The sequence below is a fragment of the Alteromonas naphthalenivorans genome (genome assembly GCF_000213655.1).
Taxonomy (GTDB): Bacteria; Pseudomonadota; Gammaproteobacteria; order Enterobacterales; family Alteromonadaceae; genus Alteromonas; species Alteromonas naphthalenivorans.
Genome location: NC_015554.1, coordinates 453,952 through 479,263 on the forward strand (window position 1 = coordinate 453,952; position 25,312 = coordinate 479,263).

A 25,312-nucleotide genomic window follows, 5' to 3' on the forward strand; every position below is an offset into this window, starting at 1 on the left:
CTAATGCGGGCCTTTTAACACTTAAACACAGTTTATTAGAAGCTAAGCGCTATTTATCCATGTGCACAACAGAACGAATACTTTCGCCTTTATGCATTAAATCGAACGCATCATTGATGCCATCAAGCCCCATTGTGTGTGTAATGAATTCTTGTAAGCCAAATTCACCATCTAGGTAGCGTTCAACAATACCCGGTAGTTCAGAGCGACCTTTCACACCGCCAAAAGCAGAACCACGCCATACTCTGCCAGTTACTAACTGGAATGGACGAGTAGATATTTCCTGGCCAGCACCCGCTACACCAATAATAACTGATTCGCCCCAACCTTTGTGGCAGCACTCGAGTGCTGAACGCATCACATTCACGTTACCGATACACTCAAAAGAGTAATCTACGCCGCCGTCGGTCATTTCAACTATCACTTCCTGAATAGGTTTGTCGAAATTTTTAGGGTTAACAAGGTCTGTAGCACCAAGTTGCGTAGCAAGGTCGAATTTACTCTCGTTAATATCAATACCAATAATACGACTAGCGCCCGCCATACGTGCACCAATAATAGCTGAAAGCCCAATGCCGCCTAAGCCAAATATAGCAACGGTATCGCCTTCTTTTACCTTAGCAGTATTAAGCACAGCGCCCATACCCGTGGTAACGCCACAGCCTAATAAGCAGACTTCTTCAAGCGGCGCTGATTTGTTCACTTTAGCCAGTGAAATTTCTGGCAATACGGTGTATTCAGAAAAAGTAGAGCAACCCATGTAATGGTAAATTGGCTCACCATCTTTCGAAAAGCGGCTGGTGCCATCAGGCATTAAGCCTTTTCCTTGAGTTTCACGAACCGCTTGGCATAAGTTTGTTTTGCCAGACGTACAGAATTTACATTCACCGCATTCCGCTGTGTATAAAGGAATAACATGGTCGCCTACTTCAACAGACGTCACCCCTTCACCTACCATTTCTACAATACCGCCACCTTCGTGGCCAAGTATTGAAGGAAACACACCTTCTGGATCATCACCTGAAAGCGTGAACGCATCGGTATGACACACGCCGCTGGCAACAATACGTACTAGTACTTCGCCTTTTTTGGGAAGTTCAACATCAATCTCTTCCATCTTTAACGGTTCACCAGCGGCCCACGCAACGGCTGCTTTGGACTTAATATGTGTCTGACCATCTTTCAATGCTAATGTCATGGCATGCTCCTAAATAAGTGTAAGTAAACAACACGATGTCGTTACCTTTAATTTCTTACGTAATGAAATAGATTATAGACCTGAGGCGAGGCTTTATAAATACAGATTTGGTAATTCATTATTACTTGAGTGTAATAATTTGTTGGTGTTTAATTGTAAGTTAACTGGCGTCTTCTAGTGAGTGTTTATCCCCATAGCGCCATGCTAAAAAACGAGAATCTGTAAAGGTATAAACGATGACATGGGAAGGTATAGTAGAATTTTGCGCAGTGGCCAGTACTGGCAGCTTTACTGCGGCTGCTACTAAATTAGATACGTCGGGCGCGCAAATAAGTAGAAAAGTCGCCAATGTGGAAAAGCGTTTGGGAGTGAAGTTATTCAACCGTACCACCCGAAGTGTGTCACTCACTCAAGCAGGGCATATTTACTTTGAGCAATGCCAACCAGCACTAAAAGCGTTAGAAGAGGCTGAGCTCAATACTAGTCAACTTCAAAAAGTACCCCAAGGGCTGATTAAACTCACCGCTCCGGTCGCCTTTGGCGAAGCTTTTATCGCCCCGCTCATTAATCAATTTTTAAAAAAATACGAAGGTATAGAAGTAGAGTGTCGTTTTACTAACGACACCATGGATATTATTGATGAAGGTTATGACCTGGCCATACGCATAGGTAATTTAGAAGATTCTACCTTGGTGGCCAAAAAGCTGGCTACCCGACAGCTATATGTGTGCGCCAGCCCAGAATATTTAAATGTCTTCCCTGAACCTAAGCGTACCGACATGCTCAGCGAACATCAGTGCTTAGTAGGATCTCAGCCCCATTGGCGATTTAATCATGAAGGGCAAGCGCAAACCGTGCGAGTGAAGGGAAGAGTGAAGTATAACAGTGGTAATGCCCTACATCATGCTGCATTGGCCGGGCTGGGTTTAGTACAGCTGCCAGGATTTTATGTACGTGAGTCGTTAGCAGTAGGCAAGTTAATTGAAGTGTTATCATCATATCGAGACAAGCGAGAAGCGGTATGGGCATTGTTTCCATCGAACCGGCATTTAGTGCCAAAAATACGCTTGTTAGTTGATTTTTTATCTGCGAAATTAGTTGATGATGAATAGTTCTTACTACCCGAATCTAGCATCGCTTAATTGATTATCGCTTAAATCGAAACGTGAAATACTTTGTGTTTCACTTTTTGCAATACAGTATGGTGAAAACTGCGGTTGACAGATAGACGTCTATACGGCAAATTGACCCTATGAAAACGATTCTTCTTATTGGCACCACCAGCATTATGATTACCACCTTAAAACGGGCGGTCGCTGGCTAGTGCAAGTAAGCATAAGACAACGAAAGCCCGCCCTCACAGAGAGCGGGCTTTTTTTTACTCACGTCATCGTAACCGATTTAAAGCAGTAACCTGGCGTAACCGATATAGGAGCAGCACATGAAAGTCTTAAAGTTTGGGGGCTCATCACTTGCCGACGCACCGCGCTACTTGCGCGTGAACGACATTAGCACGGCCACCCACCAAACCGATGGCGCTGCAGTGGTACTTTCTGCCCCTAAAGGGGTAACGAATGCATTGTCACTTTTATGTGAGCAGGCAGCCGCTGGCGAAGATTTCCACCCTCTATTTGAAAAATTGACGTCTACCGTGACCGGTATTGCTGATGCACTAAACGAAGAGCTCAGCGGCTTCGCACACGCCGATGTTACCGACTTCATTCATGCGCAACTGCGTGTACTTAATCAACACCTCGATGGTATTAAACTATTAGGTGTTGCACCTGACAATATTGCCGCAGGGATTTTAAGTATTGGCGAGTACATCTCGGTAACGCTATTTAGCGGCATATTAAGCGCTAAAGGTGTTAAAAATCGTATTATCGACCCGGTGACTTACATTCTTGCAGAAGGTGAGTACCTAGACAGCATTGCTGATGTTTCGTTAAGTAAAGCCCGTTTTACTGATGTGCCTATCGATGGTAGAGAGTTATTGGTCATGCCTGGATTTGTTGCTGCGAACGAGGCCGGTGAAAAAGTTACGCTTGGTCGCAATGGTTCTGACTACTCAGCGGCTATCTTAGCAGCTTGTATCGATGCGAGTTGTTGTGAAATTTGGACTGACGTAGACGGTGTTTACAATGCCGATCCGAATCAAGTTGAAGGGGCGGTATTGCTTGATAAGCTTACTTATCAAGAAGCCATGGAGCTTTCATACTTTGGTGCAAAAGTACTTCACCCGAAAACTATCGGCCCTATTGCCCAGCACCATATTCCTTGTTTGATTCGTAATACGCTGAACCCAGCGGCCCCTGGTACGTTGATTAGTAATGAAGCCAGCGAAAAGTGGACGTCGGTTAAAGGTATCTCTCAACTTGATAATGTCACTATGTTCAACGTGGCAGGCCCTGGTCTTAAAGGCATGGTTGGCATGGCGAGCCGTGTGTTTGAGGTGATGTCGAATGCGAATATTTCAATAAGCTTAATCACTCAGTCTTCTTCTGAATACTCAATAAGCTTCTGTATTCAAAGTAAAGACGCGGATCGCGCGTTAAACTTGTTAGAAGATGCCTTTGCGCTAGAGTTGCAAAACCAATTGTTAGACCCTATCGAAGTGCGCCATGACTTAGCGATTGTTACCTTAGTGGGTGACGGTATGCGTCATGCGAAAGGCTTGGCTGCACGCTTCTTTAACTCGTTGGCGCAAGCTCGCGTTAATAACGTGGCAATTGCGCAAGGGTCTTCAGAACGTTCTATTTCAACAGTTATCGAAAACAAGCGGGCGAAAAAAGCGGTTAAGGTTATCCACCAGAATTTTTTCTCAGACCGCCATACCATTGATGTATTTTTGGTAGGGTGCGGCAACGTGGGTACTGAGCTTTTAAGCCAAATTGCAAAACAACAGCCAGCTTTACTTAATCGTAATGTACAGCTGCGGGTATACGGTATTGCGAATAGCCGTAAGTTGTTACTTAACAGTCAAGGCATAGATTTAAGCCAGGACTGGAAGCCAGCATTAGATGCGGCCAGTGAAGGGCTTTCCATTGAACGTTTACAACAGTTTGTGGACGAGAACAGTTTGGTAAACCCGGTCATTGTTGATTGCACTAGCCACGATGCTATTGCTCAGCAATATGTAGACATGATGGAAAACGGTTTTCACGTAGTGACACCGAATAAGAAAGCGAATACCAGCTCACTCGACTATTACCGTAAGTTGAAGAAAACAGCATTATCTACGAATCGTCAGTATCTATATGAAACTACGGTAGGCGCGGGATTACCGGTAATCGACAACCTTCAAAAACTATTCAGTGCAGGTGATGTATTACACCGTTTTGAAGGCATATTATCGGGCAGTTTGTCTTACGTATTTGGCAAGTTAGAAGATGGAATGTCGCTATCTCAAGCTACAAGTACAGCGAAAGATAATGGCTATACCGAGCCAGATCCTCGTGATGACTTAAGCGGAATGGACGTTGCCCGTAAGCTTCTTATTATGGCCCGTGAAGCAGACTTAGAACTTGAGCTTTCTGATATTGAAATAGAATCGGTACTACCAGCTGGTTTTGCTGAAGACTGTTCCATTGAAGAATTCATGACACAGTTGCCTGAACTTGATGCTGAATTTGCCAAGCGTGTAGATGCAGCTAAAGCCGAAGGAAAAGTGCTTCGCTATATTGGCAGCATTGAAGGCGACAAGTGTAAGGTAACCATTCAAGCAGTACCTGCATCTAACCCATTATCGCAAGTGAAAGACGGCGAAAATGCACTGGCTATTAACAGTGACTATTATCAGCCCATCCCTTATGTGATTCGAGGCTATGGTGCGGGTGGTACGGTAACGGCTGCGGGTGTATTTGCAGATATACTACGTACTATGCCATGGAAGCAAATGGCACACTAACTGGCTCTTCTTCTAGAACAAAAGAGCCGCTGAAGTTTAAAGAGTAATTAAAGAAAAGTATTATGAAAGCATTACGAGCATATGCGCCAGCATCTATTGGCAATGTAAGTTTAGGGTTTGATGTACTAGGTGCCGCACTTGCCCCTGTCGATGGTTCGCGCTTGGGCGACGAAGTGGATATTGAAAGTGCAGATACCTTTTCGTTAACCACGGTTGGCCCTTTCGCACACAAATTGCCTGGCGACGCAGACAGCAATATTGTGACGCAATGCTATCACTACTTTTGTGCGCAAATGGAGAAAGTCGGAAAAGCGACATCACCAGTGGCGATGACTTTATCGAAAAATTTGCCAATAGGCAGCGGTTTGGGGTCGAGCGCAAGCTCTATTGTTGCTGCTTTTGTTGCATTAAACGCTTTTTATGATTATCCCTTCGATGAAGACACTTTATTGACCATGATGGGTGAACTAGAAGGGCAAATCAGCGGTAGCATTCACTACGACAACGTGGCGCCATGTTATGTTGGCGGCATGACATTGATGACTGGGGCAACATCTCCTGTAACCTTGTCGCTGCCTTTAGTGAAAGACTGGTATTATGCTATTTGTTATTCTGGCATTAGCGTATCTACGGCAGCCGCCCGTGACATATTACCCAAGCAGGTTGATATGGCCACGGCGCTCACTTTTGGTCGCCAGTTAGGGGTGTTTGTACACGCCTTGAATGCAGGTGAAAATGATCTTGCTGCCTCGGTAATGAAAGATGTAATTGCAGAACCGTATCGTAAACAGTTACTGCCGGGTTTCGATGAAGCAAGAGCCTTCAGTGAACAAGAAGGCGCGTTAGCCTTTGGTATTTCGGGTTCCGGCCCAACCGTATTCGCCGTATGTGACAGTAAAGAAAAAGCGCAGCGTATCGTTGCCTATTTAGACGAACACTATATTCAAAATGAAGATGGCTTTAGCCATGTGTGCCAAATCCCTGAGCAGGGAACCACGGTTGGCCCTATCGCTTAAATAAGTGATACAGCAGCTAAGTAAAATTACGGCACAACTAAAAAAGGTATTAAAACGTGGAATTGGTTAATTTAAAAGATGCACAGGACACTGCCTCATTTGCCGAAGCAGTTAAAAGAGGGTTGGGTAAGCAACAAGGTTTGTATTTCCCGACGCATATTCCAAAGCTAGATAATATTGATGAACTGCTTGAAATGCCGTTCGCGGCGCGCAGCATAGCGGTACTTCGTGCCATTATTGGTGATGAGCTTAACAATGGCGAATTAGAAGAAATCGTGAATACCGCGTTTGCTTTTGGCGCGCCGGTAGAGCAGGTAAGCGACAATATTTATACTTTGGAGCTTTTCCACGGACCAACGTTGGCGTTTAAAGATTTTGGTGGTCGCTTCATGGCGCAAACCCTATCAAGAATTAGTGAAGGTAAACCAGTCACTATTCTTACCGCCACTTCTGGTGATACAGGTGCTGCGGTAGCGCATGCGTTTCACGGTATTGAAAATATCAATGTGGTCATTCTTTTCCCTAAAGGCAAAATTAGCGCCCTGCAAGAAAAGCTGTTCACCACTCTTGGTGGCAATATCCATACAGTAGCTGTTGAATCTGATTTTGATGAATGTCAGTCCTTAGTAAAAGCATCATTCGACGACCCAGACATCCGTGAAGGTTTACACCTTAACTCGGCTAACTCGATTAATATCAGTCGCTTGCTAGCCCAAGTATGTTATTACTTTGAAGCGGTAAGCCAATTACCTAAAGATAAGCGTGATCAACTAGTTATCTCTGTACCAAGTGGAAACTTTGGTAACTTAACCGCCGGTATGATTGCAAAATCAATGGGCTTGCCAATTAAACGCTTTATCGCTGCCACTAACGCTAATGATACTGTGCCACGCTATTTAAAAACTGGCGAGTGGGCGCCGAAGAAGACTGTCGCTACTATGTCGAACGCGATGGATGTTAGCCAACCTAACAACTGGCCGCGCATTGAAGCCTTAATCGAGCAGGGCTATGTTGATAAAGGCTGCTTAAAAGGCGAAATGGTAGATGAAGAGTACACTCAGCTAGCTATGCGCCAATTAGCGCAATTAGGCTATACCAGTGAGCCTCATGCTGCTATTGCTTACCGTGCAGTTAGCCACGATTTAGAAGACGGCGAAATTGGCCTATTCTTAGGTACTGCGCATCCTGCGAAATTCCGCGAAACGGTAGAAAACGTGCTGGGCACGCCTATTAGCTTGCCTAAGCCGTTAGCTGATGTAGCCGGTGAAGACAGCCTTGCTGTTGATTTGCCTGCATCTTACGATGCGCTTAAACAGCACATGTTGGATTTACTAAAAGCGTGACCACATGGGCACAAGCATTGGGCAGTGAAGAAGATAAGCCTTACTTCAAAGCCCTAATGCAAAAAGTAGAATCTGAACGTGAAGCGGGTAAAGTCATTTACCCGCCTTCAGAAGATGTATTTAACGCCCTGACGATGACACCGCTAGAAAAAGTAAAGGTGGTGATATTGGGGCAAGATCCTTATCACGGCCCACATCAAGCTCATGGCTTATGCTTCTCGGTATTGCCAAACATTAAAACACCTCCCTCGCTGGTTAATATTTATAAAGAATTAGCCAATGATATTACCGACTTTTCCATTCCGAACCACGGCACGCTTACCTCTTGGGCCGAACAAGGTGTACTGCTGCTTAATACCGTGTTAACGGTAGAGCAGGGCAAGGCGAATAGTCATGCCAAGTGGGGATGGGAAACTTATACTGATGCGCTAATAGAGGCAATTAACACGCACGCAGAAAACGTGGTGTTTTTATTGTGGGGCAGTCATGCACAAAAGAAAGGCAAGCATATCAAACGCACTAAGCACTGTGTGCTACATGCGCCACATCCGTCACCGTTATCAGCCTACCGAGGCTTCTTTGGCTGTCACCACTTTAGCGACACCAATGCCTACCTAGCAAGCAAAGGACTTTCACCCATTCTTTGGCAGGTATAGTTTCTGGCAGTTGTAGCCTATTGAAAGGATCGCGGTTAACAAAAGGCAAACGTTAGGCGTCGTTCTTTCGCAACTTTGAATGCCGCTTTGAAAGTAAGAAGCCAGAAAGTAAAAAGGCCGCCTGTTATTAACAGGCGGCCTTTATATTATCTTTCCAGTGTTTCTAACTCGTATTCGAAACCACAATCGAGTTCAGAGAGCTCCTTTTCCAGTTTGAAGCGATCTTGAAGCGCTTCAATCTCTCTCCACTTGCGTTTTTTACTTTTTGTTTTCGCTGGGCTTGCTTCAATATCTAACATGGCAAATAAGTCTGATTTGTCCACTGGGATTCTCCTTTTTATTACCACTACAACAATACAGAGTTTGGTATTTATTCCCTCTGTATAATTTTGTATCACAGCCACAATTAAAATAAAACAAGTAAATTTACTTTTTATTAACAAATTGTGACAGTATGATGACACAGGTAGATATCGTCAGTGTGTTTAGCAAAACAGTTAGCAGGTTACATACTTAGCAGCAAGTTAGCTTGTACGTTCTTATTTTCTGCCAATAAAAACGGCCGGGGGTAAGCCGGCCGTTCAGTTATTATTTGCACCAAATTTGAGTGATTACATCACTCGGACTTCCTTATTTTGGTGCATTCGCTGCTCTGAAACGGGCAATCAATTGTTGGGTAGATGCGTCAAAACTTTCTTCTTCTGCATTTCCCTGAATGCCTGCTAGTACTTGGTTGCCCAGTACTTTTCCTAACTCTACGCCCCATTGGTCGAATGAGTTAAGGTTCCAGATAACACCCTGAACGAATACCTTATGCTCATACATTGCAACTAGTGCGCCAAGTGTCTTAGGCGTAAGGCTATCAAACATTAAGGTGTTACTAGGCTTGTTACCCGGCATCGTCTTGTGGGCCGCCAAACGCGTACGTTCCGCTTCGTCTAAGCCTTTGCCTTCTAGGTCGGCATAACATTCATCAAAGGTTTTGCCTTGCATAAGCGCTTGCGCTTGGCCAAAGCAGTTAGATGCTAACATCGCATGATGTGTGTCATCTTGGTTAGGTACATTCAACGGCAACATAAAGTCAGCTGGAATAACCCCTGAGCCTTGGTGAATAAGCTGATGGAAGCTGTGCTGGCCGTTAGTACCTTCACTACCCCAAATAATAGGGCCTGTGGCGTAATCTACCGCTTCACCGCCTTGAGTGACTTGTTTACCATTACTTTCCATATCAAGTTGCTGTACATAAGCAGGTAAGCCGCGAAGGTAGTGATAATATGGTAGTAGCACCTGAGACTGTGCATCGAAGAAATTGCGATACCACACGCCTAATAGGCCAAGTAAAACAGGTAGGTTTTGTTCTAACGGTGCTGTTTTAAAGTGCGTGTCCATGTCGAACGCGCCTTCAAGTAAACCTTTAAAGTTTTCAAAACCTAACGCTAAAGAAATAGGTAACCCAATTGCTGACCATAAAGAATAACGGCCACCAACCCAATCCCACATAGGGAAAATGTTATCTTCTGCTATTCCGAATTCAGTGGCCGCTTTTACATTTGAAGACACGGCAACAAAGTGCTTCGCGATATCTTCTTGTGTGCCGCCCGACTTCAAAAACCAAGCTTTGGCAGAAAGGGTGTTTTGCAATGTTTCTTGGGTAGTGAATGACTTAGAAGACATGACGACAAGGGTTTCTTCATGATCGAGTTTGGTTAACACATCATGAATATGGCAGCCGTCAACGTTAGCCACAAAATGAACCTTAACCGTCTCAACCGTATGAGGTTTTAGGGCTTCGGTCATAATTTTAGGGCCAAGGAAAGAACCGCCAATACCAATCGCAACAATATGCTTCACAGATTTGCCTGTGTAGCCTTTATGTTCGCCACTGTGAACTAATGCAGTGAAGTCGCGAATTTTATCAAGGGTGGCACGTACTTCGGGCATGACGTCTTCGCCATCAACCATTACAGGTGAATCAGAGAAGTTACGTAACGCGGTATGAAGAACCGCACGACCTTCAGTGCTGTTGATTTGCTCACCGTTAAACATGGCGTCGCGGGCGTCATCTAACTTACATGCACGGGCTAAATCGAAAAGTGCACCTAACGCGTGTTCGTTTACGCGGTTCTTAGAGTAATCAAGAAAAATGCCGCACGCTTCTAACTGCATTTTTTCAGCACGCTTAGGATCAGCCTTAAACCAATCACGCATGTGTGCATCTTTCATTGAAGCTGCAATTTGATTAAGTGCTTGCCATTGTGGCAATGATGTTAGTGTACTCATTTACTAATTCCCTATGGTTTACGCACTTAACTTTTCACGAAGCATTACTTCAAGCTTGTCTTGGTCTGCTGCGAAGTTGCGGATACCTTCAGAAAGCTTTTCTGTTGCCATGGCATCTTGGTTCATTTCCCAGCGGAATTCAGACTCGGTCAAACGATCGCCAGGGGTTTTTGTAGCGCCATTATCTTTAAGCTTAACAGTAAGTTCGCCCGGTTCATTGGCAAGCTCTTCTAATAAAGCAGGGCTTATAGTTAGGCGATCGCAGCCCGCTAGCGATTGGATTTCACCAATGTTGCGGAAGCTTGCGCCCATGACTACCGTGTTGTAACCATGTTCTTTGTAGTAGTTGTAAATACTGGTAACCGACACCACACCTGGATCTTCATCGGCAGCATATTCAGTTTTACCCGTCGATTTTTTGTACCAATCTAGAATACGGCCTACAAACGGTGAAATAAGATATGCGCCAGCTTCAGCACAAGCGCGCGCTTGGGCAAAGCTAAATAATAAGGTTAGGTTGCACTGAATACCTTTTTTCTCAAGTATTTCAGCAGCCTGAATGCCTTCCCACGTTGATGCCATTTTAATTAGAATACGTGACTTATCGATGCCGGCATCTTGATAAAGTTGAACAAGACGCTCTGCTTTTTCTACGGTGGCATTTTTGTCGAAAGACAAACGGGCATCTACTTCCGTAGAAATACGACCTGGGATAGAGTCTGAAATCTCTTTACCAATAGCAACAGCAAGTTTGTCGGATGCGTCGATAAGTTGTTGATCGCTATCAGATGATTGTAGTTTAGCCCACGCTACTGAGTCGTCGATTAGGCTGGCATACTGAGGCAAGCTGGCGGCTTTTAACAACAAAGATGGGTTTGTTGTTGCGTCTACTGGCTGGTATTTTTTGATTGCGTCGATATCGCCGGTGTCGGCAACGACCGTGGTGATCTCACGTAACGAAGCTAGCTGGTTGCTCATAATTCTCTCTAATCTTAAATTAAAAAACTCGGACGAATTGCCGGAAAGGCAAGTCGTGTAAAGCGGTTCGCTTTTGCGTATGTAGGGCGTAATTGTTTGATAGGTTCAAACGTTTGCGTATTTGGGTATAGTTATACCAAACCCGTGTGACAATTTATAGCGCAGACACGGTAAATACTGGCTAATCGGATTTCTCTGTTACGTTGATTTATAGGTTTTTAATGCTAAATTCAACCTCAACTTTTTCACAGTGGTATAATAAAGCCTGAAAAAGATAAGGAGTCGAAGATGTTAGTTGTAGTATCCCCAGCGAAAAACCTAGATTTTGAAACCCCCATTAAGGTGGATGATTTCACGCAGCCTACCATGCTTCAAGACACTGAGCGTTTGATGGAAGTGTGCCGTACCCTTTCGCCAGCCGACCTTTCTTCGTTAATGAAAATTAGTGACAAGTTAGCCACACTTAATGCTAATCGATTTGCTGAGTTTTCTACCCCTTTCACTGCTGATAATGCGCGTCAAGCCATGTACGCATTCAATGGTGATGTATACACAGGGCTAGACGCTAATACACTAAGCAATAAAGCCGTTAGTTATGCCCAAGACCACTTGCGGATTTTGTCTGGCCTTTACGGGCTGTTACGTCCGTTGGATTTAATGCAAGCGTACCGTTTAGAAATGGGCACCAAGTTAGCGAATCCGGAAGGTAAAGACTTGTATGCATTTTGGGGGAGTCGTATTACTCAGGTTTTAAACGACGCCATGCAAGCGCAGGGTGATAACGTTTTGGTGAACCTTGCTTCTAATGAATACTTTAAGGCCGTTAAGAAAAAAGAACTTGAAGGTATGGTGATTACACCTGTCTTTAAAGACTATAAAAACGATCAATATAAAATTATCAGCTTTTTTGCCAAAAAAGCTCGTGGATTAATGGCAAGATATATTATTGAAAACGAAGTAAGTGATGTTGAAGGGTTACAAGCTTTCGACAGTGAAGGTTATGTTTATAGCGAGTCACAAAGTACAGCCACTGAATTAGTCTTTTTACGACGCCAAGACGCATAAGCTGTTTGCACCGCGTTTTGGCTTCAATATGGCTTTATGCTGTTAAATTGAAGTATTTTAAACGCGGAGCACGCAATGTATACACTTTATGGATACCCGAAAACGCGGTCGGTAAGGGTGGCATGGGCTTTAGAAGAAATTGGCTTACCTTACGAGTACAAGGTGGTGAATTTAAAAGCCGGTGAACACTTAAACTCAGCATTTAAAACACTTAATCCGGCCACTAAAATTCCTGTATTAGTCACTGAACAAGGTGCCCTTTCTGAGTCAGGTGCCATAGTGACCTTCTTAGCAGAAAAGCATGCAATGGAAGAGTTTATTCCTGCATCAGGTACATTTGAACGTGGGTTGTATGAGCAAATGATGATATTTGCCGTTAGCGAACTAGAGCAGCCCTTATGGAGTAAAGCAAAGCATACCTTTGCTTTACCTGAGCAGCATCGTATTCCCCAGATGCAAAACACAGCAGCGTGGGAATTTGATCGAGCGTTAACAGCGTTCTCGCTACTTCTTAATGACAAAGAGTATGTGTGCGGCAGTTTGTTCACAATGGCCGACATCGTGACAGCCCAAGTGTTGTCATGGGCAAAAGGCAGTGAGCTAGACCTAAAGTTCGACAATGTAAAGTCATATGCTGAACGGGTGTTGTCTCGCTCGGCCTATGAAAAAGCATGGCGCAATGAAGTTGCGCATTTGGCTAAGGCGGATGCTTAAGCCTGCTTTATGAGGCTAGTGTTGATAGCTCGTTTTGAGAAAGGACGCAGAGCGATGTAGCCACGGGTTAAATAGTCAGCCCAGTTTTGCGCCATTAGGCACAGGTTTGTCGGGGCTGACTAACACCACACCATCCTCACGATAGAAACCTGTCACCAAGCATTCTGACGTAAAGGGGCCTATTTGCTTGGGCGGAAAGTTAACTATAACCACAATTTGCTTTCCCAATAATTCTTCAGCTAGATAGTGTTCAGTTATTTGAGCACTGGATTTAAGCGTTCCAATATCCTCACAAAAATCAATAAGTAGTTTGTAGGCTGGCTTGCGAGCCTCAGGAAACTCGCTGGTTTCAATAATTCTTTAATAATTGTACCTGTTCTTTGAATTTGGACACCCATAGTTCTGTATAGCAATTTATAGACACCCACGTATTTGAAGGCTAGACGAACCTACTTCTTTAGCCTATTAAATATGAACAAGCGTCTATCTTGCAGACCCTCTATTTAGCAGACAGCCACAAATGCAGGGCTCAAAAAGAGTATCACTCATGAGTCTCATCAATAGCAATTTATAGACACCCACGTATTTGAAGGCTAGACGAACCTACTTCTTTAGCCTATTAAATATGAACAAGCGTCTATCTTGCAGACCCTCTATTTAGCAGACAGCCACAAATGCAGGGCTCAAAAAGAGTATCACTCATGAGTCTCATCAATAGTCTCACTAATGGACACCCACACTTTTTAGCTATTCAACCTTCCTTTACGTTTCACTAGCCCATATTAGGCAATTGTCCTGTGCAGCCTAATGAATAGTCTCACTAATGGACACCCACACTTTTTAGCTATTCAACCTTCCTTTACGTTTCACTAGCCCATATTAGGCAATTGTCCTGTGCAGCCTAATGAATGAAATGAAAGTATTTTGTAATTAAATTGTTTGAATGTTAAATTGGTATTACATTAATTCTTCGTTGGTAATGTTTTTTGGTATTTTATCTCTGCTTTTAAATGCATCCTTGATGGTGTATTGGTAAAGCCATTTGTTGTTTTTATGAAAGAGGTTCGTATCAGGCAAGTACCGCACAAGAAGTACGCTTAACATATAATTTAAGAGGTTTTTTATGAAAGTTATCCCTCAACGAGGAAAGTGCAGTAATGCTGCTATGTTGCTCATACTTTCAATATTTAATGTTGGTGCTATTGCGGATGTCGTCCCCGCTGATAAATTCGATTTAAGTGAGTGGAATATTACGCTGCCAACTGATGAAAATAATGATGGGAAGCCAGATAGTGTCTCAGTAAAAGACATCCAAGATTTTTCCCATCCTGACTTTTTTTACCTAGACGAAAACGGCGGTATGGTATTTACGTCTCCAAACAAAGCGCTAACAACCGCAAATTCCAGTAACACACGTAGTGAACTGCGTCATATGTTACGTGGAAAAAGTACACGAATTAAGACTAAATCTCCCAAGAATAATTTTACTGTAGCTAGCAACCCTATAGCGAAACGCTTTGGGCGAGTAGGTGGCAAGATGGAAGCTACGTTAAAAGTAAACCATGTAGCTCTGCGCGCGAAATACCCGGAAAAAGCACCAGCCTATTCAGTGGTTATCGGTCAAATACATGCCAGTAAATGGGAGAAAAAGATAAAAGGTTTTGGGTGGGGGAACGAACCGCTTAAGATTTATTATAAGAAATGGCCTAACCATGAAAAAGGCTCGGTATTTTGGACTTATGAAAGAAACCTTCCAAAAGATGATGCTAATCGAAGAGATATAGCTTATCCAGTCTGGGGGAATTTATGGACAAATCCTGAAGATCCTGGTGAAGCAGGATTAGCCTTAGGTGAAGCGCTGAGTTACGTAGTGAATGTGCACGGTGATGTGATGTATTTAACTTTCGAAGCTGATGGGCATGAAACCGTAGAATATAAAATCAACCTCGCCAATGCTGTAGACGCTAACGGTAAACTTGATGAGCACGACCATCCATATGGCTACACGTTAGATTGGAATTACTTTAAAGCTGGTGCTTATAACCAATGTAGCACTAAAGATGACCCAGGTTTCTGGTATCCGGCGTGCTTAGGTACAGGCAACTGGGAAGAAGATAAGGTAAATGGTGATTATGCCAGTGTGACGTTCACGCGTTTAGAAGTAGGGGAGAGCGTTGCGCCAAAAGCTAATCACGGCGAACACGCTAAAATTGGTGCCACGTTAAACGAAAAAGTTGGTATGAGTGTTAGTGACATTCCAGACAATGCGTTAACCGCTATCAAAGCCATTGAGCCATCTTTCACAGTAAATGAAGTGGAAAAAGAACTGAAACATGGCAACACTTACCTTGATGTTGAAGGCGTATTGGCCGATGGCAGAGAAATTGAGTTCGATATGCTACAAGTGGCTGACAAATGGAAAGTAGTAGAGATACAAAGAGACTTAGTCTGGTCTCAGTTGCCTGAAAATGTTAGTGGAGCATTAAAACAATCTTCACCGGATTTCGAAGCAAAACGCATTATTGAAAGTGTTCAGCATGGCACTGGAATAACCGTTTATGAGTTTTATGCGGTGGACAGCCAAGGCAAAGAGTCGCGTAAAGAAGTGAAAGTAGAGGGCGGCGAAGCGGTTGTGCTAGCAAAAGAGTGGCAACACTAACTTAGCGGAATAATTGAACGTTTTGCGACCAAATACAGTGATCTTGCTTGTGCACTTATCTACAGTATGTAATTCATTCTGTTAGATTCTTAGGAGAACACAGTGCAACCTGGGCTTTTTTCGTTAAGTTTAGCGGTCAGTGATATTGCCATCTCGAAAGCGTTTTATGAAACGCTTGGCTTTGAGGCCATGCCGTCGTGCGGTTCGGTAGAAGAGAAATGGGTTATCATGAAAAGTGGGCAAACCATGATTGGTTTGTTCGAGGGTATGTTTGAGGGCAATATTTTAACCTTCAATCCCACTGATGTGCGTGAACTTGAGCAGCGCTTGAAGGATAAAGGCATTGAAATAGATGTGCCAGTCAAAGGCGATGAAGGGCCAGGGCATTGCGTAGTAAAAGATCCAGACGGTAATACGATTATGTTCGATCAGTTCTAGTAGATATATAAGAAATATAAGGAAGGGAAGCTAATTAGCTTCCCATCTTTTTATAAAACTAAACTGAGACACCCACCTTTAAGTGCAATCAACTTTAAATTTTAGCGGCTAACTCTGCACCTTGGCGAATAGCACGCTTCGCATCAAGTTCAGCGGCTACATCTGCACCACCAATAATGTGGACACTCACACCGGCAGCCTCCAGCGGTGCTTGCAAAGGCTTAAACGGTTCTTGTCCTGCACACACGATAACGTTGTCTACGGCTAAGCATTTCGGTTTATCATTTATTAGAACATGTAAACCTTCATCATCAACCTTCTCGTAACTTACACCATTCACCATTTGCACATTATGCAGCTTCAAGGATTGTCGGTGGATCCAACCTGTTGTTTTACCCAAGCCCTTGCCAACTTTGGATGTCTTACGTTGAAGTAAGAATACTTCTCGGCTTGAAGGAGTATAAGATTTCTCGGTGAGCGCGCCTTCATTGGTATAGTTTTTATCAATCCCCCAATGAGACAGCCACTTATCAGTATTGAGCGATAGGTCTTTGTCTTCAACTAAATACTCGGCCACATCGAAACCGATGCCGCCCGCTCCAATAATAGCGACTTTTTGCCCCACAGCTTTGTGGTCGCGAAGCACATCTATATAACTCATGACTTTAGAATGGTCAGCACCTTCGATAGTTAGGCTTCTAGGGTTGATACCACTAGCCAATACCACCTCATCAAAACCGCTTTCAGTAAGAAATTCACAGGTAACATCGGTATTAAGGGTTACGGTAACCCCAGTCCGTTCAAGTTGATTGCTGAAGTAGCGAATAGTTTCATAAAACTCTTCTTTGCCTGGTACTTGTTTTGCGTAGTTGAACTGCCCACCAAGCTCACTTGCTTTGTCGAACAAGATGACTTGATGGCCTCTATCTGCAGCATACATAGCAAATGCAAGCCCAGCAGGGCCAGCTCCAACCACTGCAATACGTTTACTATGTGTTACTGGAGTAAAGGTCAGTTCTGTTTCGTAGCAGGCTTGCGGATTAACTAAACAGCTAGCACGTTTTTGTTCAAATGCATGGTCTAAGCACGCTTGATTACACGCAATACAGGTGTTAATTAGTTGAGATTCATTGCGCATCGCTTTGGCTACAAACTGTGAATCGGCTAAAAATGGTCTTGCCATTGATACCATGTCTGCATGGCCATCGGCTAAAACGCCTTCGGCCACTTCAGGCGTATTAATTCTGTTTGTTGTAACAAGCGGCAGTGATACTTCCTTTTTCATCCGCTGTGTTATCCACGTGAAGGCTGCGCGCGGCACCGAAGTCGAAATAGTTGGAACACGTGCTTCATGCCAACCGATGCCGGTATTAATAAGTGTAGCACCAGCTTTTTCAATCGCTTTGGCAAGATAGACAACTTCATCCCATTTAGCGCCACCTTCAACCAAATCGAGCATCGACAGGCGGTAAATAATGATGAAGTCAGTGCCCACCTTTTCACGAATACCTTTTACGATATCGACCGCTATTTTTACCCTGTTTTCTAGACACCCACCCCATTCGTCATCACGATGATTAGTACGCTTTACCAAGAACTGGTTAATTAAATAACCTTCAGATCCCATCACCTCTACGCCATCGTAACCAGCTTCTTTCGCAAGAGCGGCACAACTAACGTAGTCTTTAATTGTGGATGTCACAGCTTTTGAAGATAAGGCGCGAGGTTTAAACGGCGTAATTGGAGACTTAACAGGGGAAGCCGATACGGCAAGAGGGTGATAGCCGTAACGACCAGAGTGCAAAATTTGCATACAAATTTTACCGCCTTCAGCATGCACGGCTTCAGTAATTACTCTGTGCTTTTTTGCGTGACGTTTGGCTGTCATTCTGCCAGCGAAAGGGGCAACCCAGCCAGAAATGTTGGGGCTAATTCCCCCTGTTACGATAAGTGCCACACCCCCTTTTGCTCGTTCTGCGTAAAAGGCTGCAAGCTTATCGAATCCGCCTTTTTCTTCTTCAAGGCCTAAGTGCATAGAGCCCATTAAAGTACGGTTTTTTAACGTGGTGAAGCCGAGATCTAGGGGCTCAAGTAAATGAGGGTATGCGTTGGTCATGGTTATTCTCGTTATAATTTTTATTCGGACAGCCATAAACTAGCCCGACCAGTATCTTAAGATTATTTACCAGTATGCTTTGGGGGTAAAGGATTGAGGTATAAAAAATCGAAGATAATGTTAAGACACCCACAGTTTCAAACATAGTTTTAGAGCTATGAGACAGATGAACTATGATTTCCAGGACGGATAACAAACATTAGTGAGACAAAATGGTGTCGCGAATATTCACCTAGCACTAAAGGTTCTAGGTGTGGCATGCACCAAGAGAAAACTGATGGTAAATATGGTTTGGGTGCACCTAGCCGCGCATTATTTTATCGAATTTGATTTAACTGTGTGATATCACCCAGTTTTAGAAAGAGCTAGCTTACGTTGGGCAATCGATAGGCCAATAGAGTTTGAAAAGATAGCTTCAATCCCAACGACCATACTATTCCAATTTGTTTGCGACAAGCCGGTACGCTGTAAAATTGGGGAGACATTGTGGAGTACGTAGCCTGATTTACCTGCACTAATTTGCCTGGCAGTTTCATCGACCAAAGTTAAATAATCAGCTAAATTAAACGGCAACCCTTTCAAGCCGTGTGACGAACTTCCCACCAGAGGCTTAAGGAACGCTGGTTGGAGGCCAAATTGTGCTGCCTCTATTCGATGTTTAATGCTTGTGAATTCAGATTTTTCTGGCGCCTTTGAGATACCCGCACGTAGCGGATTTAAATCTACATAAGCCATGCACGCTGCCAATGCGGCTTCATCAAGTAGAGCCTGAGATTTAAACCTTCCTTCCCAAAAACGCCCCGTGCACTCATCCTCCTTGTTAGCTTCACGAGCAATAAACTCATTAAGCAACCTCATAAACCAACTGATATCGTACAACCGTTGTCTATAAACATTTGCTGTCGATATGATAGTGGTTATCTGAGCTTCTGTAAGTGATGCCCGCTGTGTAGGCTGCATATATTGCTGGGTTAACACAGTGCCCTTATGCAGAGAATGCCAACGCCTTAATACTTCCTCGGTGGTCCACGACAAGGCTTCGTTTCTATCTACATGTAATACCAAGTGGGTATGGTTACTCATTACCGCATAGGCACATACATCAATTGAAAATACGTTCGTTAATGCTATGAGCCGGTCTTCAACCCATTGACGTCGATGCTCGTAACTTTTCCCAGTGTAATGGTCATCTCCACACAAAAATGCTCGTCTTACACACCGAGATACGCAGTGATAGTAGGGCGTGTTCTGTAAACAGATTAATGACTTTCTAGGGCTTGGCATAAGGGAGCTCAATCTCAAAATAGTGATTAAGATACTGAGGTATTTCTCTTGTTGAATATACTGAACAAGAGGATGGTTTGGGTGGGTGTCTAACCTTTTAGCGCGCATAAAAAAGGCGAGTTTTCACTCGCCAATTAGTATTTTTACAAAATTATATTACGTGTTTCGCGCTTTCGGCTTACTTTAAACCTTAGCCATCAACAAACATTTCTTGTTTAAAATTCAAGGTCTGCATGGTATTCCCACGCTGAACATCAATACTAAACCGGTAGTTTTCTCTATCTCTAAAAGGCAGCACTGCTAGGTAGTAAATAGCATCACCTTCTTCTACCTTTTTAAAGGTGAGTGTCTTAGTGGTGCCTATCAAGTTCTTAGCAGTACCAGAAACCGATACCCGTTGAGCAGTTCCTGTTACGGCGTCTAGTACTGAAATATTGACCAAGGCGTTAAACTTACTACGAACTATGCCGTAAGAGGCCGCGACCTCAGGGGTAAGAAAAGGAGTACTCACTACCATGTAATGTACATCCCACTCGCCTAATTGTTGCTTTTGCTCAGCGTACGCTGCGCTACTTGTAATAAGTAACAAACTACCCAGTAAACCAAAAAGTAATGTACTGATTTTTTTCATGTTATCACTCCGCACGTTCAGCTTAAAAGAACCTGAATGTGTCTTGAAGTAGCAATTGTAAAAACTGTAGTCCGATAATGGCAATCAGCACAGATAAGTCTAAACCACCTAAAGGCGGTATAACTTTTCTGATGGGTGCTAAGAAAGGCTCAGTTAGTTGATAAAGAAGGTAGTCGATAGGCGTTTGACCCTGTGATACCCAACTTAAAATGGCGCGTAAAATCAACACCCAGAACATGATAGAAAGCGTTTCTTTTACCACTTCAATCAGCGCAACTATTACGATGCCTACTGGATTCAAACTGCCACCGACCATCAGCGAAAGCGTGATTATTTTTAACGCGGCAACAACAAGCGCCAGCACAAAGGTAGCAGTGTCGAAGCGACCAATTGAAGGGATTATTCTGCGCAACGGCCCCACGATAGGGTGAGTGGCCTTTACAATAAACTGGCTCATAGGGTTATAAAAATCAGCCCTAACCAGTTGCAACCATAGGCGTAAGATAACCACCATTAAATACAAACCAAATAGTGTATCTACCAGAAAAACCGTTGCATTCATGTTTTGATGTTCCTAAAAACGTTAAAGCTGTTTTGCCATTTCTTCAGCACGAGCTACCGCAGCGCGCATCGCTTTACTTACGATATCACTCAAGCCTTGATCAATTAAGGTATTGACTGCCGCAGCTGTAGTGCCGCCTTTAGAAGTAACTTGGGCACGAAGCTCACTTAATTCAAGGTCAGGATTGTGACAAACCATTTCAGCGGCCCCTAACATGGCTTGTTGTACCATCAAACGTGACTGTGCTTTATCGAAGCCCATGTTTATAGCTTCCTCTTGCATAGCTTGTAAAAACAAGAAGAAATACGCAGGGCTACTGCCAGCTGCAGCGATAACGCCATTGATACCGTCTTCCTCTTCAACCCATACTGTCTCACCTACGCTATTCATCACATCATCAACGTAAGTTCTGTCATCTTCTGACACTGTATTATCTGCATACATGCCCGACATACCCTTACCAAGTAGGCTTGGTGTGTTTGGCATAATACGAACAACGGGATATTCACCGCCTAGCATTTCTTGTAATCGAGATACGGGTAACCCAGCTGCGATACTAAGGAATAGCTTGCCAGTTAAGTCATTGTTCTGCTTAAGGTCTGCGCACATGTCACCCATCATCTGGGGTTTCACGGCTAACACAATAGCATCTGCAAATTGGCAGGCTTCATCATTAGACTGGGTAATTTGAATACCGAATTCCTCTTTTAACTTATCGAGTTTCGGAGTAGACGGGTTGCTCGCTAAAATGCGTGTCTTATCGTAGCCAGACTGAATTAAACCACTAATGATGCTGCGGCTCATGTTGCCCGCGCCAATGAATGCCAATTTCTTTTGTTGCATATGAATCCTATTGTAAGTTGAAAAAACTAACAGCGTTCAGTTAAAAATAGTAGGAACTAATTTCGTGCGCCGAAGATTGCGGTGCCAATTCTTACCATGGTAGACCCATGAGCGATGGCGCTTTGCATATCACTACTCATTCCTACGGACAGGGTATCAAAATTGGTCAAGTTTGTATGGTATCGGTCGAACAATTCCTTTAAAGCACTTAAGCTTTGCGCTTGTTCATGGCTGTCTGGGTTTGCTTTTGGAATTGCCATTAGCCCGCGTAAGCAAAGTTTGTCCTGCTTGGTAATAAAGCGCACCAGTTCATCTACGTCTTCAGGTTTTACACCTGACTTACTTGCTTCATCATCTATATTCACTTGAATACATACATTTAAGGGGGCCATCTCCGCCGGACGTTGGTCATTCAAACGACGCGCTATTTTTTCCCTATCAACGGATTGTACCCAGTCAAAATTCTCGGCAACTATTTTTGTCTTATTTGATTGAATTGGGCCTATCATATGCCATTCAATATCACTAAGTGCAGACAGCTGCTGTATTTTATCTACACCTTCTTGTATATAGTTTTCGCCGAATGTACGTTGTCCCTCTTCATACGCTGCCATAATATCCGATACCGGTTTAGTTTTACTCACGGCTAGCAATTTAACTGAATTTGGTGGACGATTAGCGTTGGCAGTAGCTAGGCTCACATCCTGTCGTGCACTATTGAGTCTTTCTGCTATTGTTTGCATTATTCACCTTTTTGAGGAGTTGTTGTGGATATTACCGAACTTTTGGCTTTCAGCGCTAAAAATAAAGCGTCAGATTTGCACTTATCAGCAGGTCTGCCACCTCTTATCCGCGTAGACGGAGAAATGCGTAAGCTTAATGTACCCGCATTAGATCATAAACAAGTCCATGCACTTATTTATGAAATAATGAATGACATGCAACGTAAAGAATACGAAGAGAACTTGGAAACCGATTTCTCATTCGAAATTAGTGGCTTGTCGCGGTTTCGTGTAAATGCTTTTGTGCAAAATCGCGGTGCAGCAGCTGTGCTTCGTACTATCCCCAACACGGTTCTTACGCTTGATGATTTAGGTGCGCCTGAAATATTCAAAGAAATAATCAACCAACCTACCGGCATTGTTCTAGTCACTGGCGCCACAGGGTCGGGTAAGAGTACAACCCTAGCTGCTATGGTTGACCATATCAATTCACATAAGCGCGAGCACATTCTTACTATCGAAGATCCTATCGAGTTTGTGCACGAAAATAAATTAAGTCTTGTAAACCAACGGGAAGTCCATCGAGACACCCACTCTTTCAGTAACGCACTTCGCTCTGCATTACGTGAAGATCCAGATGTTATTTTAGTTGGTGAATTACGTGATTTAGAGACCATCCGCTTAGCTATTTCAGCAGCGGAAACTGGGCATTTAGTATTTGGCACCCTGCATACTAACTCAGCACCTAAAACAATAGACCGTATTATTGATGTGTTTCCTGCCGAAGAAAAAGCGATGGTGCGCTCTATGTTGTCTGAATCGCTAAGAGCTGTAATTTCTCAAACCCTGTTGAAGAAAGTAGGGGGAGGGCGAATCGCAGCGCATGAAATCATGGTAGGTATCCCTGCAATACGAAATCTTATTCGTGAAGATAAAGTGCCTCAAATGTATTCGGTTATTCAAACGGGCCAAGCTACGGGTATGCAAACTATGGATCAGTGCCTACAACGCTTGTTGGCATTAGGTGCCATTTCTAAAGAAGACGCCGCTGCTAAATCGAAAGACAAGCAATCGATGAGTAATTTTTAAGGACGGGTAATGTTAGATAGCTTTTTAGAAAAAATGGTAGAGAAATCTGCTTCTGACTTATTCGTTACCGCGGGCTTTCCCGTTAGCGCCAAAGTGCACGGTAAGCTTACTCCCATTTCGGAAAATTCATTTAATGATGAAGATGCATTAGCACTTGTTCATGAGGCTATGAATGAAAAGCAAAAAGAGGCTTTTCATACTACCAAGGAATGTAATTTTGCCATTGTACGAGAAGGCCTAGGGCGTTTTCGTTGTTCGGCCTTCTGGCAACGAGATCAAGCCGGGATGGTGGTACGTCGTATTGTGACCGAAATTCCTAAGGTTGATGACCTGGGTTTACCTTCGGTGTTAAAAGATATCATTATGTCAAAGCGTGGTTTGGTACTTTTTGTAGGTGGCACAGGCACGGGTAAATCAACCTCGTTGGCCGCACTTATCGGTCATCGAAATAGTAATTCTTATGGGCATATTTTAACTATTGAAGATCCTATTGAATTTGTGCATGAGCATAAATCTTGCGTGATAACTCAGCGTGAAGTGGGTATAGACACCCACTCATTCGACGATGCATTGAAAAGCTCCTTGCGACAAGCGCCTGATGTCATTCTTATTGGTGAAATTCGTTCAATGGAGACAATGGAATACGCCATGTCGTTCGCTGATACGGGGCACTTATGTGTGGCAACACTCCATGCCAACAACGCTAACCAAGCAATTGAGCGTATTATGCATCTAGCGCCAAAAGACCAACATGACAAGTTACGTTTTGACTTAAGCCAAAATATAAAAGCTATAGTGGCACAACAACTTCTTCCAACCAAAGACGGCGAGGGAAGGGTAGCGGCAATTGAAATACTATTAAACTCTCCTCTAGTGAGCGACCTTATTCAACGCAATGAAATAGGTAGCTTGAAAGAAGCCATGAAAAAGGGCAAAGAGTTAGGCATGCAAAGTTTCGATATGGCGTTGTACGATTTATATCGCGAGGGTAGTATTGATTTAGACCAAGCCTTACACCATGCTGATTCTCCCAATGATTTGCGCCTAATGATTAAGCTAGATTCTAACGATGGATCGAGCTTGGGCACATTATCGAATGTCTCAATCGATATGGATGACTAAAACTCTTGATTAAGCTTTTTACGTCTTCAGACCCTTTCTTACTTCAGTCGGTAAAGAGTGAACTCGATGCGCTTTCTATACCTTACCTAGTGAAAAACGAATTTGCAGGTGGGGCGATGGGTGAACTGCCATGGCAAGAGTCACAACCCGAACTTTGGTTAATAGATGAATCTTGGTCTACCAGAGCCAATAAAGTTGTGAATTCTCTCATGGACAGCCACGAACCAGCTGAGAAATTTCCATGGGTGTGCGGACATTGTAATGAACCAAACGGCGAAGCTTTTGATACCTGCTGGAAGTGCGGAGAAAGTAGACCTTAGCATTGCGGGTTTCTGGTTTTCTTATTCATTAATTCGTGATTGAAATTGTGGGTGTCCGAGAGGTAATGATTTTAGCATTACGGGTTTCTGATTTTCTTATTCATTAATTCGTGATTGAAACTGTGGGTGTCCAAGAGGTAATGATTGAAATTGTGGCTGTCTTAAAAGAAGTGATGATAAAAAGGAACTCCAAATCTTTTAAAAGGTGGGTGTCCAACTAATGGAAAAGGTGGGTGTCCAAATAACGGCGCAGTTACATAAAAAGGTGGGTGTCCAGCTAACGGAAAAGGTGTCCAGCTAACGGAAAAGGTGATCACAGCCTAAATAAATGGGTGTCCAACTAACGGAAAAGGTGGGTGTCCAAATAAC

The 25,312-nt window shown here is 43.5% G+C and carries 22 protein-coding genes and 1 pseudogene; 12 read left to right on the forward strand and 11 right to left on the reverse strand.

What is annotated here, in order from left to right:
- Nucleotides 1-49 precede the first annotated feature (49 nt).
- Entirely contained in the window at nucleotides 50-1,198 is a 1,149-nt protein-coding gene (locus AMBT_RS01930) for an S-(hydroxymethyl)glutathione dehydrogenase/class III alcohol dehydrogenase (protein WP_013782884.1), read from the reverse strand.
- Nucleotides 1,199-1,434: 236 nt separating this feature from the next.
- Here AMBT_RS01930 and AMBT_RS01935 point away from each other — a divergent pair, with 236 nt between their 5' ends.
- The 5 genes from AMBT_RS01935 (at nucleotide 1,435) to ung (ending at nucleotide 8,120) form a co-directional block, all read left to right on the forward strand.
- Nucleotides 1,435-2,310, forward strand: coding sequence for a LysR substrate-binding domain-containing protein (locus AMBT_RS01935; protein WP_013782885.1), 876 nt, complete (start codon nucleotides 1,435-1,437; stop codon nucleotides 2,308-2,310).
- Nucleotides 2,311-2,639: 329 nt separating this feature from the next.
- On the forward strand, nucleotides 2,640-5,105 hold the full coding sequence (gene thrA, locus AMBT_RS01940; RefSeq protein ID WP_013782886.1) for a bifunctional aspartate kinase/homoserine dehydrogenase I: 2,466 nt from the start codon (nucleotides 2,640-2,642) through the stop codon (nucleotides 5,103-5,105).
- 62 nt (nucleotides 5,106-5,167) lie between these two features.
- Nucleotides 5,168-6,121: a homoserine kinase gene (thrB, locus tag AMBT_RS01945; protein WP_013782887.1), complete on the forward strand. Its 954-nt coding sequence runs from the start codon at nucleotides 5,168-5,170 to the stop codon at nucleotides 6,119-6,121.
- A 56-nt stretch (nucleotides 6,122-6,177) separates the two neighbouring features.
- Nucleotides 6,178-7,464, forward strand: coding sequence for a threonine synthase (gene thrC / locus AMBT_RS01950; protein WP_013782888.1), 1,287 nt, complete (start codon nucleotides 6,178-6,180; stop codon nucleotides 7,462-7,464).
- Nucleotides 7,461-8,120, forward strand: coding sequence for a uracil-DNA glycosylase (gene ung, locus AMBT_RS01955; RefSeq protein ID WP_013782889.1), 660 nt, complete (start codon nucleotides 7,461-7,463; stop codon nucleotides 8,118-8,120). Before thrC ends, ung begins: the two co-directional genes overlap by 4 nt.
- A 146-nt stretch (nucleotides 8,121-8,266) precedes the next feature.
- Here ung and AMBT_RS22080 read toward each other — a convergent pair whose 3' ends face one another.
- The 3 genes from AMBT_RS22080 to tal form a co-directional block, all read right to left on the reverse strand.
- The gene (locus AMBT_RS22080; RefSeq protein WP_013782890.1) at nucleotides 8,267-8,443 is read right to left on the reverse strand and encodes a DUF3545 family protein; all 177 of its coding nucleotides are present in this window, start codon (nucleotides 8,441-8,443) and stop codon (nucleotides 8,267-8,269) included.
- A gap of 307 nt (nucleotides 8,444-8,750) precedes the next feature.
- Nucleotides 8,751-10,400, reverse strand: coding sequence for a glucose-6-phosphate isomerase (pgi, locus tag AMBT_RS01960; protein WP_013782891.1), 1,650 nt, complete (start codon nucleotides 10,398-10,400; stop codon nucleotides 8,751-8,753).
- An 18-nt stretch (nucleotides 10,401-10,418) separates the two neighbouring features.
- A complete protein-coding gene (gene tal, locus AMBT_RS01965) occupies nucleotides 10,419-11,378 on the reverse strand; it encodes a transaldolase (protein ID WP_013782892.1) in 960 nt (319 codons plus the stop codon).
- Nucleotides 11,379-11,666: 288 nt separating this feature from the next.
- On the opposite strand from tal, the gene yaaA reads away from it, so the two are divergent.
- Together yaaA and AMBT_RS01975 are read left to right on the forward strand one after the other, a co-directional pair.
- Entirely contained in the window at nucleotides 11,667-12,443 is a 777-nt protein-coding gene (gene yaaA, locus AMBT_RS01970; protein WP_013782893.1) for a peroxide stress protein YaaA, read from the forward strand.
- A 75-nt stretch (nucleotides 12,444-12,518) separates the two neighbouring features.
- Complete coding sequence (locus AMBT_RS01975; protein ID WP_013782894.1) at nucleotides 12,519-13,157, forward strand: glutathione S-transferase family protein; 639 nt, start codon at nucleotides 12,519-12,521, stop codon at nucleotides 13,155-13,157.
- Between the two features lie 75 nt (nucleotides 13,158-13,232).
- On the opposite strand, the gene AMBT_RS01980 is transcribed toward AMBT_RS01975, so the two are convergent.
- Entirely contained in the window at nucleotides 13,233-13,514 is a 282-nt protein-coding gene (locus tag AMBT_RS01980) for a tRNA-binding protein (protein ID WP_049791738.1), read from the reverse strand.
- An 808-nt stretch (nucleotides 13,515-14,322) separates the two neighbouring features.
- On the opposite strand from AMBT_RS01980, the pseudogene AMBT_RS01985 reads away from it, so the two are divergent.
- A pseudogene (locus tag AMBT_RS01985) lies at nucleotides 14,323-15,339 on the forward strand (polysaccharide lyase family 7 protein); the annotation flags it as partial.
- Between the two features lie 579 nt (nucleotides 15,340-15,918).
- Entirely contained in the window at nucleotides 15,919-16,254 is a 336-nt protein-coding gene (locus AMBT_RS01990; RefSeq protein WP_013782897.1) for a VOC family protein, read from the forward strand.
- Between the two features lie 94 nt (nucleotides 16,255-16,348).
- On the opposite strand, the gene AMBT_RS01995 is transcribed toward AMBT_RS01990, so the two are convergent.
- The 6 genes from AMBT_RS01995 to AMBT_RS02020 all read right to left on the reverse strand — a co-directional run bounded on the left by AMBT_RS01995 (nucleotide 16,349) and on the right by AMBT_RS02020 (nucleotide 22,433).
- Nucleotides 16,349-18,370: an NADPH-dependent 2,4-dienoyl-CoA reductase gene (locus AMBT_RS01995; protein WP_013782898.1), complete on the reverse strand. Its 2,022-nt coding sequence runs from the start codon at nucleotides 18,368-18,370 to the stop codon at nucleotides 16,349-16,351.
- Between the two features lie 345 nt (nucleotides 18,371-18,715).
- Nucleotides 18,716-19,570 (reverse strand): hypothetical protein, encoded by an 855-nt coding sequence (locus AMBT_RS02000; RefSeq protein WP_013782899.1) that lies wholly within the window; start codon nucleotides 19,568-19,570, stop codon nucleotides 18,716-18,718.
- Between the two features lie 274 nt (nucleotides 19,571-19,844).
- The gene (locus tag AMBT_RS02005) at nucleotides 19,845-20,285 is read right to left on the reverse strand and encodes a DUF4426 domain-containing protein (RefSeq protein WP_013782900.1); all 441 of its coding nucleotides are present in this window, start codon (nucleotides 20,283-20,285) and stop codon (nucleotides 19,845-19,847) included.
- A 22-nt stretch (nucleotides 20,286-20,307) separates the two neighbouring features.
- A complete protein-coding gene (locus tag AMBT_RS02010; protein ID WP_013782901.1) occupies nucleotides 20,308-20,847 on the reverse strand; it encodes a YggT family protein in 540 nt (179 codons plus the stop codon).
- A 21-nt stretch (nucleotides 20,848-20,868) separates the two neighbouring features.
- Complete coding sequence (gene proC / locus AMBT_RS02015; protein WP_013782902.1) at nucleotides 20,869-21,690, reverse strand: pyrroline-5-carboxylate reductase; 822 nt, start codon at nucleotides 21,688-21,690, stop codon at nucleotides 20,869-20,871.
- A 56-nt stretch (nucleotides 21,691-21,746) separates the two neighbouring features.
- Nucleotides 21,747-22,433 carry a YggS family pyridoxal phosphate-dependent enzyme gene (locus tag AMBT_RS02020; protein WP_013782903.1) on the reverse strand — a complete coding sequence of 229 codons (687 nt, stop codon included), beginning with the start codon at nucleotides 22,431-22,433 and terminating at the stop codon, nucleotides 21,747-21,749.
- Between the two features lie 24 nt (nucleotides 22,434-22,457).
- Here AMBT_RS02020 and AMBT_RS02025 point away from each other — a divergent pair, with 24 nt between their 5' ends.
- The 3 genes from AMBT_RS02025 to AMBT_RS02035 are packed head-to-tail and all read left to right on the forward strand — an operon-like array spanning nucleotide 22,458 to nucleotide 24,943.
- Nucleotides 22,458-23,501 carry a type IV pilus twitching motility protein PilT gene (locus AMBT_RS02025; protein ID WP_013782904.1) on the forward strand — a complete coding sequence of 348 codons (1,044 nt, stop codon included), beginning with the start codon at nucleotides 22,458-22,460 and terminating at the stop codon, nucleotides 23,499-23,501.
- A 9-nt stretch (nucleotides 23,502-23,510) separates the two neighbouring features.
- Nucleotides 23,511-24,623, forward strand: coding sequence for a PilT/PilU family type 4a pilus ATPase (locus AMBT_RS02030; protein ID WP_013782905.1), 1,113 nt, complete (start codon nucleotides 23,511-23,513; stop codon nucleotides 24,621-24,623).
- A gap of 5 nt (nucleotides 24,624-24,628) precedes the next feature.
- Nucleotides 24,629-24,943, forward strand: coding sequence for a putative signal transducing protein (locus AMBT_RS02035; protein ID WP_013782906.1), 315 nt, complete (start codon nucleotides 24,629-24,631; stop codon nucleotides 24,941-24,943).
- The last annotated feature ends 369 nt before the right edge of the window (nucleotides 24,944-25,312 follow it).

Coding starts and splice junctions, on each gene's coding strand:
- AMBT_RS02020 (WP_013782903.1), bottom strand. CDS start 22,433: ATGCAAACAATAGCAGAAAGACTCAATAGTGCACGACAGGATGTGAGC.
- AMBT_RS01995 (WP_013782898.1), bottom strand. CDS start 18,370: ATGACCAACGCATACCCTCATTTACTTGAGCCCCTAGATCTCGGCTTC.
- tal (WP_013782892.1), bottom strand. CDS start 11,378: ATGAGCAACCAGCTAGCTTCGTTACGTGAGATCACCACGGTCGTTGCC.
- thrA (WP_013782886.1), top strand. CDS start 2,640: ATGAAAGTCTTAAAGTTTGGGGGCTCATCACTTGCCGACGCACCGCGC.
- AMBT_RS01935 (WP_013782885.1), top strand. CDS start 1,435: ATGACATGGGAAGGTATAGTAGAATTTTGCGCAGTGGCCAGTACTGGC.
- thrB (WP_013782887.1), top strand. CDS start 5,168: ATGAAAGCATTACGAGCATATGCGCCAGCATCTATTGGCAATGTAAGT.
- proC (WP_013782902.1), bottom strand. CDS start 21,690: ATGCAACAAAAGAAATTGGCATTCATTGGCGCGGGCAACATGAGCCGC.
- AMBT_RS01975 (WP_013782894.1), top strand. CDS start 12,519: ATGTATACACTTTATGGATACCCGAAAACGCGGTCGGTAAGGGTGGCA.
- AMBT_RS02030 (WP_013782905.1), top strand. CDS start 23,511: ATGTTAGATAGCTTTTTAGAAAAAATGGTAGAGAAATCTGCTTCTGAC.
- AMBT_RS02005 (WP_013782900.1), bottom strand. CDS start 20,285: ATGAAAAAAATCAGTACATTACTTTTTGGTTTACTGGGTAGTTTGTTA.
- AMBT_RS02010 (WP_013782901.1), bottom strand. CDS start 20,847: ATGAATGCAACGGTTTTTCTGGTAGATACACTATTTGGTTTGTATTTA.
- AMBT_RS01930 (WP_013782884.1), bottom strand. CDS start 1,198: ATGACATTAGCATTGAAAGATGGTCAGACACATATTAAGTCCAAAGCA.
- yaaA (WP_013782893.1), top strand. CDS start 11,667: ATGTTAGTTGTAGTATCCCCAGCGAAAAACCTAGATTTTGAAACCCCC.
- pgi (WP_013782891.1), bottom strand. CDS start 10,400: ATGAGTACACTAACATCATTGCCACAATGGCAAGCACTTAATCAAATT.